This is a genomic window from Alcaligenes sp. EGD-AK7 (assembly GCF_000465875.3).
GTDB lineage: Bacteria > Pseudomonadota > Gammaproteobacteria > Burkholderiales > Burkholderiaceae_B > Alcaligenes > Alcaligenes phenolicus.
The window spans coordinates 102,039-118,258 of sequence record NZ_AVOG02000023.1 but is presented as its reverse complement, the minus strand read 5'-3'; the positions used below and the strand labels follow the sequence as shown (position 1 = coordinate 118,258).

The 16,220-nt window shown below is 68.0% G+C and carries 21 protein-coding genes; 6 read left to right on the top strand and 15 right to left on the bottom strand.

Annotated elements, in window-relative coordinates; genetic code table 11:
- Nucleotides 1-191: 191 nt before the first annotated feature.
- The 7 genes from N879_RS11465 to N879_RS11435 form a co-directional block, all read right to left on the bottom strand.
- On the bottom strand, nucleotides 192-1,436 hold the full coding sequence (locus N879_RS11465) for an MFS transporter (RefSeq protein WP_031232739.1): 1,245 nt from the start codon (nucleotides 1,434-1,436) through the stop codon (nucleotides 192-194).
- Complete coding sequence (locus tag N879_RS11460) at nucleotides 1,433-2,395, bottom strand: alpha/beta hydrolase family protein (protein WP_009463316.1); 963 nt, start codon at nucleotides 2,393-2,395, stop codon at nucleotides 1,433-1,435. The genes N879_RS11465 and N879_RS11460 overlap by 4 nt, the downstream gene beginning before the upstream one ends.
- Nucleotides 2,388-2,687: a DUF1330 domain-containing protein gene (locus N879_RS11455; protein ID WP_009463318.1), complete on the bottom strand. Its 300-nt coding sequence runs from the start codon at nucleotides 2,685-2,687 to the stop codon at nucleotides 2,388-2,390. Before N879_RS11455 ends, N879_RS11460 begins: the two co-directional genes overlap by 8 nt.
- The gene (locus tag N879_RS11450) at nucleotides 2,684-3,085 is read right to left on the bottom strand and encodes a cupin domain-containing protein (protein ID WP_009463320.1); all 402 of its coding nucleotides are present in this window, start codon (nucleotides 3,083-3,085) and stop codon (nucleotides 2,684-2,686) included. Before N879_RS11450 ends, N879_RS11455 begins: the two co-directional genes overlap by 4 nt.
- On the bottom strand, nucleotides 3,082-3,474 hold the full coding sequence (locus tag N879_RS11445) for a nuclear transport factor 2 family protein (protein ID WP_009463322.1): 393 nt from the start codon (nucleotides 3,472-3,474) through the stop codon (nucleotides 3,082-3,084). Before N879_RS11445 ends, N879_RS11450 begins: the two co-directional genes overlap by 4 nt.
- Before the next feature lie 4 nt (nucleotides 3,475-3,478).
- Nucleotides 3,479-4,072, bottom strand: coding sequence for a LysE family translocator (locus tag N879_RS11440; RefSeq protein WP_009463324.1), 594 nt, complete (start codon nucleotides 4,070-4,072; stop codon nucleotides 3,479-3,481).
- A gap of 143 nt (nucleotides 4,073-4,215) precedes the next feature.
- Entirely contained in the window at nucleotides 4,216-4,527 is a 312-nt protein-coding gene (locus N879_RS11435) for a cupin domain-containing protein (RefSeq protein ID WP_009463326.1), read from the bottom strand.
- 200 nt (nucleotides 4,528-4,727) lie between these two features.
- Between N879_RS11435 and N879_RS11430 the strand changes: the two genes are divergently transcribed.
- The 6 genes from N879_RS11430 (at nucleotide 4,728) to N879_RS11405 (ending at nucleotide 8,396) form a co-directional block, all read left to right on the top strand.
- Nucleotides 4,728-5,507 (top strand): enoyl-CoA hydratase/isomerase family protein, encoded by a 780-nt coding sequence (locus N879_RS11430; RefSeq protein ID WP_009463328.1) that lies wholly within the window; start codon nucleotides 4,728-4,730, stop codon nucleotides 5,505-5,507.
- 15 nt (nucleotides 5,508-5,522) lie between these two features.
- Nucleotides 5,523-6,035: a MaoC family dehydratase gene (locus tag N879_RS11425; RefSeq protein WP_021447000.1), complete on the top strand. Its 513-nt coding sequence runs from the start codon at nucleotides 5,523-5,525 to the stop codon at nucleotides 6,033-6,035.
- The gene (locus tag N879_RS11420; RefSeq protein WP_009463331.1) at nucleotides 6,032-6,490 is read left to right on the top strand and encodes a PaaI family thioesterase; all 459 of its coding nucleotides are present in this window, start codon (nucleotides 6,032-6,034) and stop codon (nucleotides 6,488-6,490) included. The genes N879_RS11425 and N879_RS11420 overlap by 4 nt, the downstream gene beginning before the upstream one ends.
- A 64-nt stretch (nucleotides 6,491-6,554) precedes the next feature.
- A complete protein-coding gene (locus N879_RS11415; protein WP_009463333.1) occupies nucleotides 6,555-7,148 on the top strand; it encodes a biotin transporter BioY in 594 nt (197 codons plus the stop codon).
- A 31-nt stretch (nucleotides 7,149-7,179) separates the two neighbouring features.
- Complete coding sequence (locus N879_RS11410) at nucleotides 7,180-7,602, top strand: nuclear transport factor 2 family protein (protein WP_009463335.1); 423 nt, start codon at nucleotides 7,180-7,182, stop codon at nucleotides 7,600-7,602.
- Nucleotides 7,599-8,396, top strand: coding sequence for a hypothetical protein (locus N879_RS11405; protein WP_009463338.1), 798 nt, complete (start codon nucleotides 7,599-7,601; stop codon nucleotides 8,394-8,396). The genes N879_RS11410 and N879_RS11405 overlap by 4 nt, the downstream gene beginning before the upstream one ends.
- On the opposite strand, the gene N879_RS11400 is transcribed toward N879_RS11405, so the two are convergent.
- From N879_RS11400 to N879_RS11365, 8 genes are read right to left on the bottom strand one after another with little or no spacing between them, the layout of a single operon-like run.
- Nucleotides 8,372-9,166 (bottom strand): DsbA family protein, encoded by a 795-nt coding sequence (locus tag N879_RS11400; RefSeq protein ID WP_009463340.1) that lies wholly within the window; start codon nucleotides 9,164-9,166, stop codon nucleotides 8,372-8,374. The genes N879_RS11405 and N879_RS11400 overlap by 25 nt on opposite strands.
- 12 nt (nucleotides 9,167-9,178) lie before the next feature.
- Nucleotides 9,179-12,058 (bottom strand): conjugative transfer ATPase, encoded by a 2,880-nt coding sequence (locus N879_RS11395; RefSeq protein ID WP_009463342.1) that lies wholly within the window; start codon nucleotides 12,056-12,058, stop codon nucleotides 9,179-9,181.
- Nucleotides 12,058-12,489 (bottom strand): TIGR03751 family conjugal transfer lipoprotein, encoded by a 432-nt coding sequence (locus tag N879_RS11390; RefSeq protein WP_009463344.1) that lies wholly within the window; start codon nucleotides 12,487-12,489, stop codon nucleotides 12,058-12,060. Before N879_RS11390 ends, N879_RS11395 begins: the two co-directional genes overlap by 1 nt.
- The gene (locus tag N879_RS11385) at nucleotides 12,470-13,888 is read right to left on the bottom strand and encodes a TIGR03752 family integrating conjugative element protein (RefSeq protein WP_009463346.1); all 1,419 of its coding nucleotides are present in this window, start codon (nucleotides 13,886-13,888) and stop codon (nucleotides 12,470-12,472) included. The genes N879_RS11390 and N879_RS11385 overlap by 20 nt, the downstream gene beginning before the upstream one ends.
- A complete protein-coding gene (locus N879_RS11380; RefSeq protein WP_009463348.1) occupies nucleotides 13,878-14,765 on the bottom strand; it encodes a TIGR03749 family integrating conjugative element protein in 888 nt (295 codons plus the stop codon). The genes N879_RS11385 and N879_RS11380 overlap by 11 nt, the downstream gene beginning before the upstream one ends.
- On the bottom strand, nucleotides 14,762-15,451 hold the full coding sequence (locus tag N879_RS11375) for a PFL_4703 family integrating conjugative element protein (protein ID WP_009463350.1): 690 nt from the start codon (nucleotides 15,449-15,451) through the stop codon (nucleotides 14,762-14,764). Before N879_RS11375 ends, N879_RS11380 begins: the two co-directional genes overlap by 4 nt.
- Nucleotides 15,448-15,858: a TIGR03750 family conjugal transfer protein gene (locus tag N879_RS11370; RefSeq protein WP_009463352.1), complete on the bottom strand. Its 411-nt coding sequence runs from the start codon at nucleotides 15,856-15,858 to the stop codon at nucleotides 15,448-15,450. Before N879_RS11370 ends, N879_RS11375 begins: the two co-directional genes overlap by 4 nt.
- Nucleotides 15,859-15,864: 6 nt before the next feature.
- Nucleotides 15,865-16,170 (bottom strand): TIGR03745 family integrating conjugative element membrane protein, encoded by a 306-nt coding sequence (locus N879_RS11365; RefSeq protein WP_432676097.1) that lies wholly within the window; start codon nucleotides 16,168-16,170, stop codon nucleotides 15,865-15,867.
- Nucleotides 16,171-16,220 lie beyond the last annotated feature (50 nt).

Below are 16,220 nucleotides of genomic sequence, written 5' to 3'. Positions count from 1 at the left end.
GCCAGTCAGCGACACGATCAGCGCTCATGGTCGTGCGAAGTTCCCGTCAGGTTCCGCTCACCCGCAGAAGGACCATTGCTCCAACCACACCCGCAGCAGCTCCATCGACAGCCAGGCGCGAAACACCAGCACGCCCGCAGCCAGCAGCACAGCCAGCGGCGCCCAACGTTTCAACCATTCGCGGCCTTGCCTCATGAAGTCGCCAACCGTGGATCGGCGCGTACGATGGTTCTGTCGTCGATCGGCCAGTGCAGAACCGTCGCCAGCAGGCCCAGCGCAATCGCCAGCAGCCAGATGCTCAGGTACGACCCAGTGGCCTCGAACATGCGGCCACCAAGCCAGACACCGAAGAATGATCCCAACTGGTGGCCGAAGAAGACGAAACCAAACAATGTGGTGATGTAGCGCACGCCGAAGATCTGAGACACGAGGCCATTGGTCAGCGGAACCGTCCCGAGCCAGAGGAACCCCATCACTGCAGCGAACAGGTAAACGCCCCATGTGCTGAGCGGCAGCAGAACGAACAGGGCCATCGCCACCGTGCGCGCCAGGTAGAGGCCTGCAAGTAGGTACTTCCTGCGCAGCGTGCCACCCCAAAGCCCCAGCAAGTAGGTGCCGGCCACATTGGTAAGCGCAATGATCGCCAGCGCGGCGACGGCATCGGTGGCGGCCAGGCCCCGGTCCAGCAGGTAGGCTGGGAGGTGCGTGGCGATGAAGGCGAGTTGGAAGCCACAGGCCAGGAAGCCCAGGTTCAGCAGCCAGAAGCCGCGGTGGCGGAAAGCTTCACCGATCGCCGCCTTCATCGACAGATCCGTGCCGACCACCGCGTTCGAGATGCTTGCGTCGCGCATCGGGAACGCCAGCGGAAGCAGCAACGCCATGACCACTGACAGAATCAGCAGCGCACCCGTCCAGGCCCAACCGCCGATCAAGGCCTGCGCAACCGGGACCATGGCGAACTGCCCGAGGCCACCGATGGCGCCGGCCAGCCCCAGTGCCCAACTGCGGCGCTCAGCCGGCACGAGGCGGCTGAGCGCGCCGTAGATCGCACCGAATGCCGTGCCCGACAGCGCGATGCCGACGCACACGCCAGCGCCCAGAACAAAGGCCACGTGGCTGTGCGCCTGAACCATGAAGAAAAGCCCCAGCGCATAGAACACGAGCCCGCCCGCGATGATCTTGGCCGAACCGTAGCGGTCGGCAATCATCCCGGTGAAGGGTTGAGCGAGACCCCAGGTCAGGTTCTGCACCGCCATCGCGAAGCCGAACATTTCGCGCGACCAACCGCGATCCATCGTCACCGGCAGCAGAAACAAGCCTTGCACGTGCCGCACACCGAGGGCCAGACCCATGATCAATCCGCCGGCCAGGATCGGAATCCAGAGCGAATGACGCCCGTTTCCCGGTGCTGTCGATGGGGCGTGGTTCGTGTTCATGTCGTGCCTCCCGTTGCTTGCGGATCCTCCGCAGGTCGATGCTTCAGTGCGCCGAGCAGGCGGGCCGGTGGCTCGCCAGCGCGCAACCAGTCCAGCGCCAGGGGCCACAGCGCTTCGCGGAAGCGCTCATGGAAGAAGGCGAAATGGCCGATTTCGGCCTGCCCGATGGCCGCGGGAGCCAAGCGCAGGTGATGGCGTTCGCTGCCGGTGTAGTAATCCAGCAGGCGGTCCAGCGCCGGTACCGTGCCGAACGGATCGTCCTCGATGCCCAGCGCCAGGATCGGTGCGCGCACTTGGCCGAAGCGCCGTGCCAGCATTTCGGCTTCGGGCTCGCCTTCCAGTGTCTCCCGGCCTCGGCGCACCGTGCCCTCGAAGCGGGGACCCATGCGTGCCCAGTCCAGCGCCACGCCCTTGGGCGTGTCCTCCATCCATCCCAGGCGTTTGGCCGGCACGTAGCCAAGCACCCGCGCCAGCAGCGGCATGACCACGTGCCAGCGCAGGAACATGGCGCGGCGCGCGGCGGGCGCATAGTCGCGCCAGTAGGCATACTGCGCCCCCATGGTGAAGATGCGCCGCACGCGGTGTGCGGACGCGGCCAGCCCGATCACGAAGCCCCCGGCGGAGTGGCCGACCACGTCGACCGGCTGGCCGGGGAATCGCCAGGCGAGGTACTGCAGCACACCCTCGAAATCGTGCTGCCCCCAGTCGATCCAGTCGGCCTGCAGCCGACGCAGCCCACGGTGTCGCGATTCGCCGATGCCGCGGTAGTCGTAGGTCACCACGTCCCATCCGTGGCCGTGGAGCCAGTCGGCAAAGCGCGCGTAGTACCGGCAGCGCACCGCGGTGGCCGCGTTGATGACCGCGACCGGATGCGGGCGTCGTGGATCGCAGGGGCGGCGCCAGGCAAATCCACCCAGGGCATAGCCGTCGGCGGCGCGAATGTCGATGGGCTCAGCCATTCACAGCGAGACCCTGGACCAGCAGCACCACGGCCTGTGCGCCGGCCTTGCGATCCTGGGCAATGCGTTGGTACTCGTCCGATTCCGCCCAGTCATGGAAGGCGGCTTCGTCGGGAAAGGACATGAGCACGAGCTTCTGGTGCGGCCAGGTGCCTTCGATGGTGCGAGGCTGCTCGTCCGCGGCCAGCAGACGTCCCCGGTGGTGGCGGAACACCTCCATGAAGCGGGCCTGGTAGCGGTCGTAGGCGGTCCGGTCGTGGATGGTGAGTTGAGCAATGGCGAAAACGGTCATGACGCAGGCTCCTCGTCGCGATGGCGATCCGGTTTGGCGGCCGAGGCCGAATCGATGCGGTCGCCCTGTGTGCTGGGGCTGGAGAACACCAGAAAATTCACGTCCTCGTCGCCACCATTGGCGGCGATGTGGCGAGTGCCGGCCGGGACATGTACGCCTTGACCGGCTTCCAGCAACACGTCCTGGTCGGGCGTGCTCAGGCGCAGGTGGCCACCGAGCACGTAGAAGAACTGGTGCGCCCTGGCGTGCCAGTGGGGTGCCTCGGCGCCGCCTGCGGGCATCCATTCCTGCCGCACCTGCATGTGTTGCAGTTCCAGCAGTCGCCAGCCCAGGCAGACCCCACCCCAGTCATAGCGGTTGCCGTCGTCGGGCCGGACGGCGCGCAGCAGCGCCGTCATGGCGTGCCCTCCTCGGCGGGGACGCCGTGCAGGGCCTCGCCATGGACCTGCCGTCCATTCTCGAAACGCATGATCTCGCACATGCGCGTGCGCTTGCCGCCGGCCTGCGCCACGTAATGGACGACGACGGTCTGCGCCTCGACGTCGCAGATAGCCGAGATGAGTTCGAACCGCAGGTCCGGCCTGTCGGCGAGCGCGGCCAGCCAGTATCGGCGCAGCGCGTCCTTTCCTTGTACCCGCGTGCCACCGGTATAGGGCTGGGCCAGCGCGCTCACGAACAGTGCGTCGTCGGCGTAGGCGGCCAACACCGCCGGCACGTCGCGCCGGTTCCAGTCATCGATCCAGGCCAGCGCATGGGCCCGGAGTTGATCATGGGAGAGTGTCGTCATGGCATCAGATCCAGAAGAGAAGAACGGTCAGGGCGGCCAGGGTCGCCATGGCACGATTGACCACGCGAGCGACGGCGCGGTCGCGCAGCCAGGGCCGCAGGCCGGCGCCGAAGACGGCCCAGACCAGCATGCAGGGCAGTCCGATGGCGGCGAACACCAGGCTGACCACCAGCAGGCGCAGTGCGTAGCCTTCGCCCGGCGGCAGGAAGGTGGATACCACCGTCACCGAGATCAGCCAGGCCTTCGGATTGACGAACTGGAAGGCCAGCGCCTGCATGAAGCCGATGGGCCGGCCGGCCTCGGTCTCCTCCAGTTCGGCCGCACGCCACAGTCGCGCGGCCAGCCAGAGCAGGTAGAGGCTGCCGACGACCTTCAATGCGAGCTGCAGGCGCGGTTCGAGGGCGAACACCGCACCGAGGCCGGCGCCGGTGATCCCGAGCTGCACCATCACGCCCGCAGGGATGCCCAGCAGGTGCGGCCAGGTTCGGCCCAGGCCGAACAGCAGGCCCGAGGACATCAGCATCACGTTGTTGGGACCGGGTGTGATCGACATGACGAAGGCGTAGACGATCAGCGCCACGAGGGCGGTATGTTCCATGGGAGTTCACTGGGACGGGGAGTACCGGGGCGTTGAGGGAAATACGAGGTCCGTCCGCAAATCGATTCTGGGCCGGGCATGGCGCCGACTCCAGCGAGTTTTTTTCAGCCGGCGTTGAGATTTCTGTGGGCGCCCGACACCACCTACGGACTGCCCACCCTTTCCACGACCAGGATGCGTGCCTCGCCACGAGGAACCGCGAGGTGCTCGCATCCCGCTTCCGCGAAGAAGACATCGCCGACGCCCAGCTCGATCACCTGCTCCCGCCCATCGACTCGATGGTGCATGTCCACCGTGCCGTCCAGGACCACGAAGACCTCCTCGCCGTCGTTGATGTGCCAGCGATAGGCCTGGTCGGTCCAGTGAATCTTCACGGACAGGCCCGACAGTTCGGCAATGGGGACAGCACCCCAGGGCCTGTTGGTGGTGACCTCCCGGCCACGGACGACCTTCATGGAATCGCCTCCGTTGTCGATGTGTTGGCCGGCATTCTTCAAAGGCGTCGGCGACTGCTCCAGCGAGAAATTTTCAGTCCCACCTGAGATATTCGCGTTTGGACGCAAGCGTCATCGCGCAGCAGACTTCGCAGGTACTGCCCGGCGCTGCCGAACCGATGACGGCCCGGCACTTCGGGCGGTTCTTCGCAGGAGAACCCATGTCTTCCGATTTCATTCAATGCGTGTCGCACCCGGATGGCTATGCCGAGTTGGTCATCGACCGGCCGGCAGCCCGCAACGCCCTGTGCCGCTCGCTGACCGATGCGATGGCCGCGCACCTCGACAGGCTGGCGGCCGACGCCGCCGTGCGGGTGGTCCTGCTGCGCGCCGAAGGCGAACACTTCGCGGCCGGTGCCGATCTCAAGGAGATGCTGGGCATCAGCGCGGAGCAGGCGCGGGCCACTGACTTCGCCGGTTGCTGCGCGCCGCTGGGCACGTTCCCCAAGCCTGTGGTGGCGCTGGTGCAGGGCTTCGCGCTCGGCGGCGGCTGCGAGTTGGTCGAGATGTGCGACATCGTGCTGGCGGCAGAGAACGCCATGTTCGGCCACCCGGAGGTTCGCGTCGGCACCATGCCCGGCGCGGGCGGTACCCAGCGCCTGCCGCGCCTGCTCGGCATGGCCAAGGCGCTGGACCTGCTGCTGACCGGGCGCCGCATGGACGCCCGCGAGGCCGAACGCAGCGGGCTGGTCTCGCGCATCGTGCCCCCCGATCACCTGCTCGAAGAGGGCCGCCGGCTCGCCGCCGACATGGCGTCCCTGTCGGGCGAGGTGCTGGTCCTGATCAAGCAGGCCGCGCGTGCCAGCGCCAGCCTGCCCATGGACGAAGGACTGCGCCGCGAGCGAGCCGACTTCCACCGCACCCTTTCGCTGTACGATCGAGAGGAAGGCATGCGTGCATTCCTGGAGAAGCGGCCGCCTCGCTTCAACCCCCATTCCTGACACCGGAGCCTTGCCATGGCACTGTCCGATTTCAAGACACCGAGGGATCAGCGCTACTTCGAGGACTACGAAAAGGGTCGATCGTTCGAGTACGGCCCCATCGGGGTCGAAGAGCCGGAAGTCATCGCGTTCGCGCGGCAATTCGATCCCCAGGCCATGCACATCGATCCCGAGGCAGCGGCCCGCGGGCCGTTCCACGGCCTGATCGCCAGTGGCTGGCACACCATCGGCCTGATGATGCGGCTGTTCGTCGACCACTACCTGACGTCGGTGGCAAGCCTGGCCTCGCCGGGCGTCGATGAAGTCCGCTGGTTCAAGCCGGTGCGCCCGGGTGACCAGTTGCACCTGCGGCTGACCATCGCCGACGCGGCGCCATCGCGCTCCAAGCCCGACCGCGGCATGGTGCATACCGTGGCCGAGGGGATCAACCAGCAGGGCGAGGTCGTCGCGAGCTTCAAGGCCATGAACCTCATCGGTCGCCGCCACCCCGATGCGTCCCCACAACGAGAAGGAATCTCCGCACCATGACCCAAGCCGCCCCCTCCTTGCCGCTCGATCCCGAGGTCGAGCGAATCGTCCGCGACAGCTTCGCCCGCCAGGGCCTGATGCACCACCTGGGCGCCGAACTGCATGAGGTTGCGCGCGGGCGGGTCAGCATCCGGTTGCCGTTCCGCGAAACCCTCACCCAGCAGCATGGCTACTTCCATGCCGGCGGCACCAGCGCCATCGCCGACTCGGCCGGGGGCTACGCGGGCTTCACGCTGTTTCCCCCGGACAGCTCCGTGCTGACCGTCGAGTTCAAGATCAACCTGCTGGCCCCCGCGCAGGGCGACTACCTCGAAGCGATCGGCACGGTGGTGCGCTCCGGACGCACCCTGACCATCTGCCAACTCGAAGTCTTCGGCGTCACCGAGCAGGGACGCGCCCAGGTGGCGCTCGGCCAGCAGACGCTGATCTGCCTGCAGGGCAAGCAGGATCGATGACGTTTCCGGTGTCCGCGCAAGGATGCGCCCGGCGGCCAGTACCGCCATTCATGAAGGAGAACCCATGACCTCAACCTCGACCCAAACCCTCGGGCCCCTCGACACAACCCGCTGGCTGCGCGGACAGTCCACCGCGACCAAGGTGCTGGCGGTGCTGTTCGGCACCCTGGTGCTCACCGCGTCGTCCCACGTCAGCGTGCCCATGGTGCCGGTGCCGATGACCATGCAGACGCTGGCCGTCACGCTGGTCGGCGCACTGTACGGCTGGCGCCTGGGTGGCCTGACGATCCTCGTCTGGCTGGCCCAGGGCGCGCTCGGGTTGCCGGTGTTCGCCGGTGGCACGGGAGGCCTGGCGCGCTTCCTGGGACCGACGGGTGGCTACCTGCTGGCTTTTCCCGTGGCCGGCGCGCTGACCGGCTGGCTGGTCGAACGCGGCTGGCATGGCGGGCGCGTCGTGATGGCCTTCGCGGCGATGCTGATCGGCAACGCCCTGTGCCTGCTGCTAGGCGGCGCCTGGCTGGCCGCGATGGTCGGCGTGCAGAAGGCCATCGCCGTGGGTGTGGCCCCCTTCGTCCTCGGCGGCGTGCTCAAGTCGGTGCTTGGTGCAGCGCTGCTCAAGGCCATCGACAGCGGTACCCGCAAGGCGGCGCACCGATGACGCGCGTTCCGGGTCGGCCCGGTACATCACGATGAACGCCCTCGATGCGGAGCAGGCGCGGCGCTTTGCGCTGGCGTGGCTGCCCGCCTGGACCGGCAACGATCCCCAGCGACTGGCTGCCTTCTATTCGGAGGATGCCTTCTATCTCGACCCTGCCGTACCCCAAGGGCTGCGGGGAAAGCCCGCGTTGCTGGGCTATTTCGAGCGCCTGTTGGCACGCAATCCGGCGTGGGTGTGGACGCAGGTCGAGGGCATCCCCATGCAGGATGGCTTTCTCAACAAATGGCGCGCGGACATCCCGGTTGGCGGCGAGGTGCTGACCGTGGTCGGCGTATGCCTGGTGCAACTGGACCACGCGGGCAAGATTCGCCGCAACGAGGTGTATTTCGACCGCAGCGACTGGATGACCAGGATGGGAGCGGTATCGAAGCGGTATCAGGACGGAGGGCCATGAGCGAGCAGTGGGCAGGAAGCGGTTGGTGGAGAGGAATCTACGTCTTCGTGGTGGAGCCGGTGCTCTTGGTGTCGGGCCTGATGCTGGTGCTTGCGTTGCTGTCATCCCTGCGCGCGGAGCCTGGCCCCGCCAGACTGGCTGCCACGGTCTTCCTCGTCACCTTCGTCATGGGACTCATTGTCTTGGCCCGACAGCATGGACGCCGCCTGCGCTGGCGAAGCAGGCACATGCCCTTGCCTCGCTTCCCGGCGACGCTGCGCATTCCCATCGCGCGCGCCGCGTGGTGGGAAGTGCTGGTCATGGGCATGGGGATCGTGTTCCCTCTGTTGGTCGTCGTGCTGCCGCCCCTCGTCAGGGACATCCGCGAGACGGACCCTGTCGTGCTCGCCCTTGCGCTGGGCGGCGTCATCCTGGCCGTGGCGCTCACACGGGCGATCGTGCGAACACTCGTGCGGCGCTTGCGTCGCCTCGACCCACCCGCCGACCTCGTGGCCGATGCCCTCGGCCTCACGCGCGAAGGCCCCCAGCGGGTCTTCGTTCCCTGGCAGGCGATACGGGCCATCGAACATGCGAAGTTCCGAATCTGGAACTCGCACCTGCACCTACTTGCGCTGAAAGTCGATGATCCGCATCGATATGGCCTGGACACCAGTCGCTTCCAACGGCTGATGCTCAGGGGCACCTCCGACGAACGCGGCATGAACGTCGGGCTCATCAACCTGAGCGGCTACATGCCTTCGCCATCGGACAGCGTGCACGCCCTCCGCGACTACTGGGTCTCGGCGAGGCCATGACGGCGACCACGGACCACCGTGCCGGCGGCGTCGGCGGCCCCCACTGAACGAGCGTCCGGCCTGTCCGGCGATGCAACCAGATCGAGCGCCGACAGCAGCGCATCGCCCTCGACCGGACCGTGCAGCAGCAGCGATTTCCCGGTCAGACCGTCGTCAAGCCGCACGGTGGGCGTGGCGTTGATGCCGCTGCGCAGGGCCTCGTCGGCCTGCGCGCGAACGATGGCTGCGGGGCGGTCGCTGTCCAGGCAGGTCCGCATGGGGGTCGTCAGACCTGGCCAGGCCTGATCGGTGGGCAGCCCCTGGCCATCGCCGCGGGTGTTCTGGTAGAGCCAGGCGATGGCATCGAAGAAGGCCTCGTGGCCTTGCGCTTCGCCTGCGCACTCGGCCACGCGGGCCAGCCGACTCGCCTCGGGATCGTGCATCGCCAGCGGCAGGTGATGCCACCGCAGGCTGGCCTCGGGATAGGCATCGATCCAGGCCACCAGGGTCGGGTAGTAGGCCTTGCAGAACGGACACTCCAAGTCGGCGTATAGCGTCAGCGTGAAGCGCGCATCGGCTGGGCCGTGGCGCCAAGGTGGGCCGACCGGATGCGCCTGCGCGACCTCAGCCCCCGTGCGCGGTGTCGGCGCACCGGGCGTGCGGTACAGGAGCCAGCCCAGCAGGCCGGCTACAAGGATGCCAGCGACCACCCAGGACAGTCGTGGGAGGCGCCCGGCGCGCATGCGAAGGACCTGGGACCGGCTTGGCAAGGTGGTTTGCTTCGAGGGCATGACGCGCTCCGGTCATTTTGGCAGGGACAGCGGCGGCGATGCGATGCCACGCGCCTGGTCGATCTTTTCGGCCACCTTGAAGGCGGCATCCAGTTCGCCGATGCCGTACTGGCGCATGAGCTGGTAGCGTTCGGCCTTCTCTTCCGGTTCGGTCTGCGCAAGGGCCAGATAGAGGCTGGGCGGCACGGCGCGGAACAGCACTTCCATCGACTTGGACAGGATGACGCCCTCGCTGAACTTGCCCGCCTCCTTGCGCGCGGACAGCATCAGCGCCTTCTGTGCGGGTGAAAGTTCGCGGAACCGGGCGATCTTCTCCACCTCGTCGGGCGGCATCGACAGGCAGATCCACCACTCGATCATGTTGAGCATGGGCTCGGCGGCCTTGGGCAGGTCGTCGATGTTCTGCGTCGCCAGCCAGTACCACGCACCGAGCTTGCGCCACATCTTGGTGATCTTGACCACGTAGGGCGCGAGCAGCGGGTTCTTGGTGATGATGTGGCCTTCGTCGGTGACGTTGATGATCGGCCGGCCCAGGAACTGATCGCGCTCGGCGATGTTGTTCACCGTGTTGATCAGCGAGATGTAGGCAATGGAGAGCTGCGCGTTGTAGCCCTCGCGCGCGAAGGTGGCCAGATCCACGATGGTGATGTCCGCCTCGGGCCAGGGCGTGCCCGGACGGTCGAACATCTCGCCGTCTGCGCCCTGGCAGAGCATGTCCATCGCATCGGCCATCTCCAGCAGCCGCGCGCGCCGGGCATCCGGCAGGTTGGCGTCCCGGGCGCGTTCGCGCAGCGCGTCGCGCACGTCGCGGGTCAGCACCGTGCGCGCCTGTGCTACGCAGCGCTGGGCGGCGTCCAGGATGCACTGGCGAATCAGGCTGCGGTCGGCGCGCGTCATGCGCGCTTCCTCCTTGTCCTCGCCGCCGGTGATCATCAGCCGGGCGGTGATTTCGAGTTCGCCGAGCACGTCGCGCTGGTCATCCCCGTCGTCGGCCGGATGGGTGTCGCCGTCCTCGTCCAGAGCGTCGGCATCCAGCGTCTGCACCTGGCCCGGTGTATCGACCAGGCGCCAGGCATCGGCGAATGGCGCCAGGCTCACGCCCGCGCCGGGTGCCAGCTTCACGCGATGCACGCTCAGGCCCAGCCGAGCGGCGAAGTCACCGAACAGGCCAAAGCTGTTGCCGGCCTCGACGATGAACAACCTGGGCCGGTAGATCGCCGTGACCTGGTTGAGGATGTTGTTCAGCGTGGCGCTCTTGCCGGAGCCGGTCGGGCCGAAGAGGAACAGGTGGGCGTTCATCTGCCGGTCGAGCCGGTTCAATGGATCGAAGGTGATCGTCCCGCCGCCCCGGTTGAAGAAGGTGATGCCCGGATGGCCGGTGCCCTGGCTGCGCCCCCACACCGGCGCCAGATTGGCCGCGTGCTGCGCGAACATCAGTTGCGTGTACCACTGCCGCTTGTCCGCCGCCGGGTCGAACAGGCAGGGCAGCCAGCGCAGGTAGGTGTTGAGCGGGGCCACCTCGTCCTCTTCGCGCACCGGCTGCAGGCCTGCATTGAGCATGACATTGACCAGTTGCAGGCCGCGGGCGTCGAGCTGCGCCATGTCGCGGCCGCGCAGGTAGAACGCCAGCGTGCCCCGGTACAGCTTGTGCGCACTGCCGATGAGGCCGCGGGCCTGCTGCACGTCCTGGCGCGCCTGTTCGCTGGCGAGCGTTTCGCCGACCGCCTTGCGGGCCAGGTGGTTGAGGTGCGCCTCCAGCACGTCCTGCGGCGTGGCGACCAGGGTCAGGCACATCACCGTGTCCTCGGGCATCTGGTCGAACAGCGCGTTCATCGCATCGCCGCCCTTGCGCGTCTCGCCGGTCACGTGTCCGGTCGCGGGCGGCGAGCGTAGACGGTCCATGACGATGGCCCGGTGCGGCATGCCGTCGAAGAACCACAGGCCGCGGGCGACATCCGAGCGCGGCTGGCCGAAGAACAGACGTTGCGCGAAGTCGCCGCTGGCCAGTTCGATCTCACCTTCTTCCCGTTCCTCCGGATAGCGGGCGAGCGCGTAGAAGCGTTCCCGGTCTTCGGCCGTGCTGCCCAGCGCGCCGGGATCCGGGTTGAACCAGCGCAGCAGCCAGTCGTGAATGTCCGCCGCGCCAAGGCGCCGGGCCTTGACGCCGGCATTCGCCAGGCCGCCGACCAGGCGGTCGCAAATCGTCGCCAGGGCCTGCTCGGGCGATTGCCCGCGCCGGGCCGATGCTGCGTCCGGGGTGCGCCGATAAACCACCATGCGCACGCGCCGGGTCTGGCCGCGCCACGGCAGGCGTGTGACCGTGGTGTCCTCGAACAGGCCGCCCGGCTTCGCGATCGCGCGCAGGTGGTGCCCGAAGAAGCGCAGATAGAACTCGCTGAACGCGCTGCCCTGCGCGCGTGGATGCAGGTACGCCCCCAGCGTGCGCAGGTAGTGGTCCCAATCGGCTTCGTCCTGCGCGTAGAGCTGCACCACCCACGGGTTCTCGTCCAGTTCGTCGAAGGAGTCCTGCAGCGCATTTTCCAAGGCATCGCGGGCCTGCCACAGCCAGGCGGTCTCGCGCCCTTCGGTACCGATCGGCTGTAACTCGAAGAACGCCGCCACCGATTGGCCATCTTCGAGCAGCATGCACTTCGTGGCCGGCAGGTACTCGACCCAGGGCAGCAGGTCGGCGAAGGACGGTGCCACGTCGTAGAGCGCCGCGTGGTCGGCCTGCGTTGCGGGTCGCCGATGATGCCGCTCAAGGGCGGCGCCAGGTGCCTCGATGCCGTGCGCGGCGAGGCTGGCAACATGCCGCGTCCAGGCGTCCGGCTCGATGTCGGCCTGGACTGGCCTGGGGGCCGGACGACGCGGCCACGGCAGTCGCCAGCCCATCAGTAGTCCTCCAGCCGTTCGCCCGGCATCGCGTACTGCACGCGCTGGTAGAGCGGGAAGACGGTGCTGTAGCCGGGCACCGGTACCGGGTCGGTGCCGGCTAGGTGCGGAAAGACGTACATCACCAGATCGGGGTTCGGCAGTCGATGGAACTGTCGCTGGATCTCGTTCGCTGCCGTGCGGGTGTAGGCCGCGTTCCGGGCGGGCGCCGCGAGGGTGTCAGCGTCGGCCAGCGGGCGGCGCAGGTCCTGGCGTGCGTCGAGCAGCAGGCGGCCGGCCTGGCCGCCGCTGTAGCCGCCAGTCTCGTGCTGCCAGATGTCCAGCATGGTGTGCTCGCCCCGGGGCAGCAGCTTTTCCGAGCTGGTGGCACAACCCGCGAGAACGGCGGCGGCGAGCAGGACAAGGGGGCGGTCAATCCAGGTCCGACGCATGCACTTCTCCCATGAGGTGATTCACCCGGCGCCCCTTGGCGTCGTGGTCGATGGCGATCGGCTGCTCCAGGTGCACGGCCACCCTGGCGCCGGGCTGCACGTAGACCGCCGCGAAGGCCTGGCCGTAGAGCTTGTTGACCCAGTCGGCCATGTCGCGCACGCCACCGGCCAGGATGCGGCCCATGGCCTCGTTGCCCGAAATGCCGACCGTGCCCAGCGAACCGTTGTTGTTGGCGACCACGGCCACGCTGCCGTTGTCGGACTGGATGAGCGAGGCGGCGCCCGCGCCGGCCGCGGTGATCAACGCCTGCGATCCCAGGTACTGCTGGGCATTGCTGCGGCGCTCGCCCGAGACGCACGGGATGCCGTAGGGATCGCTGATCCAGCCCAGGCCATCCAGCAGGCTGGTGCTGTTCTGGCTTCGACTGCGCTTGCCGTCGTCCTCCGGCACCGTGCGGATGGTGCCGTCGCTGAACACGAAGGTAATGGAACGGACCTGCCCACGCACGCACGAGAGCGTCCAGTCGCCCGAGGCCGTGCCGCTGACCACCGCACCGGCCACGTCGGGAATCTCGATGCCGTTGGCCGCCAGGTTGTCGGCCCCGATCAGCACCTTGAAGGGAAACGGGTCGTTGACGGTGCCGTCGATGGGAATGCGACCGATCAGTGCGGTCATGGCGACCGAGCCCATCAGCGTGGCATTGGTGGGCACCGTATAGACCGCCTGGGTGGTGCCGCCAACGGCCTGCGCCGTCCTGTCGCTGACGGCCTCCGCCGCGGCCGACAGCTCCGGCGAGGCCGGACCGAAGCTGGAGGGAAAGGCGGGCAAGCGCAGGCTGCTCGAACCGCCCTTCGGATCGGGCCGGGCGTCATCCGGTTCGATCCAGCGCATGCCGCCATCCTTGAGCGGCCCGCCGTCATGCCCGTCCAGTCCAAGGCCGATCGGCAGGTCGGCGACATCGCCCTTGCCGGACAGCCCGTCCAGGCGGCGCTGCAATTCCTGCATCAGCCCTTGCGTCTGCTGCCGGTCGCTGGCGGCCTGGGTGCGCTCCTGTTCCAGGCGGCGGCGTTCGCTGTCGAGGGCGTTCTGGATGCGCTGGTCGATCGCGCCCTCGCGGGTACGCAGGCGCTCGTTCTCGGCCTTGTGCTGGCGGTTGTCGCTCAGCGCGGTCTGCAGTTCGGTGCGGAGCTGCTTGACCTGCGCGACCAGGGTGGCGACGGTATCGCGCGGGGTGTCGCCCGCGATGCCGAGCGCCTTCATTTCCTCGGGAGTGAGCTGTCCGGGGACATCCGGCTTGCCAGGTGCGGCGTCGCTGCCCGGAAACAGCCTGGCACCGACGAACACCAGCAACAATGCCATTGGAATCAGCAGCCACTTCAACAGGGGATTACTCCTCATCGGACGTCCTCCCCGCAGCGGCGGCCGGCGGCAGGTTCGTGCCGGCATCGATGGGGCTGAGCACCGGCATCAGCGACTCGGCCAGGCCACGGCCGCGCGTGACCAGATAGACCACCGTGGTGTCGGTCGAAGCGCCCGCCGGCCCCAGGTCGGGATGCTGGAAGGTCGCGGCCACGAAGTCGCCTTGCAGCCCCCTTGGATCGAGATCGATACGGTGCGGCGAGGTGTTGGTCAGGCGGACCGCGGTGACCCACTGGTCTTCGAGTCGCCAGGCCGCCAGCGCCCGCGCCTTGAGCGGCAGCGTTGGCAGCAGTGTGTCCAGCGCGAGCGGGCGCCGCAGCGGCACGCGCCCGATGCCGGCCACGGGCTCGACGGTGCGCAGCGGTGCGTAAAGGTTCTGCGCCGCGTAGCGCGTCAGGACAACGGTTATCGGCGTCTGCCGACGCCTGGCGGGTTGCGCTGCTTGGGTCGGACCGGCGGCAGTGTCACCGCTGGCATCCTCGGCGGCGTCCTGCAGGACGATGCGTACAGGCTCCAGCGGCGGCTCGCCTTCCCGGGCGTCCGTGGCTGCGATGTCGACCAGCACGATGGCGCCGGATTCCACGTCCTGCAACTGCAGCCGCGTCGGCGCGATGGCCTCGCTGGCGCGCAGGTAGATGGCGCCGCCCGCGCTCTGCACGCGCAGCCGCTCGCCCAGACTCGGGGGCAAGCCGACACGCACGTTGCGGTCGATGAAGACCACGCGCTCCTGGCCGACGACCAGCGGGACGGCCAGCGGCAGCCGCTGCCAGCGCAGGATCTCGATGGCATGGCTGTCCGGCACCAGGCCGAAGCCAACGGCCAGGCTCGCCACGATGGTGAAGACGTGGTGTTTCATGGGTTGCCTCCCTGCGAAAGGCCGCCGCCGGGCGTGCCGGACGGAGGCACTGCCGGCGACGGTGCCTCGATCCGCTGCGGCGCGCCGTCATAGCAGTCCAGCGCAAGGCCGAAGGGGTTGTGCTGGGGATCGACGTCCAGCCGCACCACTTTCAGCGGATAGCGCACCAGGGCCCGCTTGACCTGCTCGGCACCGTAGTACTCGTCCGCGCTGACATCGAGCGTGACGATCCAGTCGCGGCTGGAAACCGTCTTCACCCGCATCGTGGGGTTGTCGCCAAAGCCGCGCCCCGGAATCTCGTAGATGCCGCGCACCCGCTGGCGCAGTTCGCCACTGCTGCGCCGGTACTCGTAGTCCTGTCGCAGGAAGGCCTGGCAGGCCGGTGTGAAATAGGCCGACAGCGCGTGGAGGTTGCGCGGGTAGTCCTGTTCGCCATCCGTCGGCCAACGTTGTACCTGCTGCCAGACGTAGAAGGCGAACGCATAGACATTCTCGGGCGGCACATCCCACCAGGCGCGGGTGCTGCCCGAGCGCAGATCGGGGGGCACGTGGATCGTCAGTTGCCTCGGCGCACTCCACCAGCCGAAACCGAGCAGCAGCGCCACCACGAACAACGCACCGGCGCCCAGGCGCAGCGTGCGCACATGGGCCTGCAGGTGATGGACTTCGTTCCTGAAACGGCTCATGAGGCGGCTGCTCCGCGTGAGCGCCGGGTGGTCCAGTACCCCGACCGCGTGATGAGACGGTGCCCACCGAGCCAGGACGCTGCCAGCGGATGGCGCAGCGCCAGGCGCCACTGCAGTTGCCGGTACAGCCAGGTGTCCGGGCGGCCGCGCTTCTGCCGGCGCAGGAAGCCGCCACCACCGAACACGCCAGCCGCCACGCCGGCCACGATCAGGGTCGGCACCATGGCGACGCTGTGCGTGGCCCAGGCCAGCGGCACGCCGGCGATGAACCCCGCCACCGCGGACAGACCGGCGCAGATCCAGAGTTCGTCGGCGGTCAGGCCCCTCACCACCACGGGCTGGCGGTTTAGCCTGTGCGGCAGGAAGGTGACCAGCCCGTCGCGCGCGATATCGTTCAAGGCAGCCATCGCCGCTCAGAGCACGCCAGTGGCCTTGGTCAGCAGCCAGATACCGACCACCAGCAGGATCGCACCCACGGCCACGGTGAGGCCGAACTGGCCCCAGGTGGCGCGACCGGTATGGATTTCCGAGTAGCGCGTATAGGCGTGGTAGCACACACCGACGAACATCGAGGCGACCACGAGGAGCGCGATCAGCAGCACGATGTCATAGCCGTAGTTCTGCAGCGTCTGCATGATGCCGCTGCCCTGTCCGCGCGAGGGGTCCTCGATGGTCGGCAGGCCCTGCGCCCGGGCCATCAGCGGCAAGCCCAGCAGCATCAGTGGCGCGAGGATGGTGGTGGCAACGCGATGGGGAATCGGATGGGTCT

Excerpts from the sequence above, each read along its gene's own strand:
- N879_RS11465 (WP_031232739.1), bottom strand. The coding sequence starts at position 1,436 with ATGAACACGAACCACGCCCCATCGACAGCACCGGGAAACGGGCGTCAT.
- N879_RS11460 (WP_009463316.1), bottom strand. The coding sequence starts at position 2,395 with ATGGCTGAGCCCATCGACATTCGCGCCGCCGACGGCTATGCCCTGGGT.
- N879_RS11455 (WP_009463318.1), bottom strand. The coding sequence starts at position 2,687 with ATGACCGTTTTCGCCATTGCTCAACTCACCATCCACGACCGGACCGCC.
- N879_RS11450 (WP_009463320.1), bottom strand. The coding sequence starts at position 3,085 with ATGACGGCGCTGCTGCGCGCCGTCCGGCCCGACGACGGCAACCGCTAT.
- N879_RS11445 (WP_009463322.1), bottom strand. The coding sequence starts at position 3,474 with ATGACGACACTCTCCCATGATCAACTCCGGGCCCATGCGCTGGCCTGG.
- N879_RS11440 (WP_009463324.1), bottom strand. The coding sequence starts at position 4,072 with ATGGAACATACCGCCCTCGTGGCGCTGATCGTCTACGCCTTCGTCATG.
- N879_RS11435 (WP_009463326.1), bottom strand. The coding sequence starts at position 4,527 with ATGAAGGTCGTCCGTGGCCGGGAGGTCACCACCAACAGGCCCTGGGGT.
- N879_RS11430 (WP_009463328.1), top strand. The coding sequence starts at position 4,728 with ATGTCTTCCGATTTCATTCAATGCGTGTCGCACCCGGATGGCTATGCC.
- N879_RS11425 (WP_021447000.1), top strand. The coding sequence starts at position 5,523 with ATGGCACTGTCCGATTTCAAGACACCGAGGGATCAGCGCTACTTCGAG.
- N879_RS11420 (WP_009463331.1), top strand. The coding sequence starts at position 6,032 with ATGACCCAAGCCGCCCCCTCCTTGCCGCTCGATCCCGAGGTCGAGCGA.
- N879_RS11415 (WP_009463333.1), top strand. The coding sequence starts at position 6,555 with ATGACCTCAACCTCGACCCAAACCCTCGGGCCCCTCGACACAACCCGC.
- N879_RS11410 (WP_009463335.1), top strand. The coding sequence starts at position 7,180 with ATGAACGCCCTCGATGCGGAGCAGGCGCGGCGCTTTGCGCTGGCGTGG.
- N879_RS11405 (WP_009463338.1), top strand. The coding sequence starts at position 7,599 with ATGAGCGAGCAGTGGGCAGGAAGCGGTTGGTGGAGAGGAATCTACGTC.
- N879_RS11400 (WP_009463340.1), bottom strand. The coding sequence starts at position 9,166 with ATGCCCTCGAAGCAAACCACCTTGCCAAGCCGGTCCCAGGTCCTTCGC.
- N879_RS11395 (WP_009463342.1), bottom strand. The coding sequence starts at position 12,058 with ATGGGCTGGCGACTGCCGTGGCCGCGTCGTCCGGCCCCCAGGCCAGTC.
- N879_RS11390 (WP_009463344.1), bottom strand. The coding sequence starts at position 12,489 with ATGCGTCGGACCTGGATTGACCGCCCCCTTGTCCTGCTCGCCGCCGCC.
- N879_RS11385 (WP_009463346.1), bottom strand. The coding sequence starts at position 13,888 with ATGAGGAGTAATCCCCTGTTGAAGTGGCTGCTGATTCCAATGGCATTG.
- N879_RS11380 (WP_009463348.1), bottom strand. The coding sequence starts at position 14,765 with ATGAAACACCACGTCTTCACCATCGTGGCGAGCCTGGCCGTTGGCTTC.
- N879_RS11375 (WP_009463350.1), bottom strand. The coding sequence starts at position 15,451 with ATGAGCCGTTTCAGGAACGAAGTCCATCACCTGCAGGCCCATGTGCGC.
- N879_RS11370 (WP_009463352.1), bottom strand. The coding sequence starts at position 15,858 with ATGGCTGCCTTGAACGATATCGCGCGCGACGGGCTGGTCACCTTCCTG.
- N879_RS11365 (WP_432676097.1), bottom strand. The coding sequence starts at position 16,170 with ATGCTGCTGGGCTTGCCGCTGATGGCCCGGGCGCAGGGCCTGCCGACC.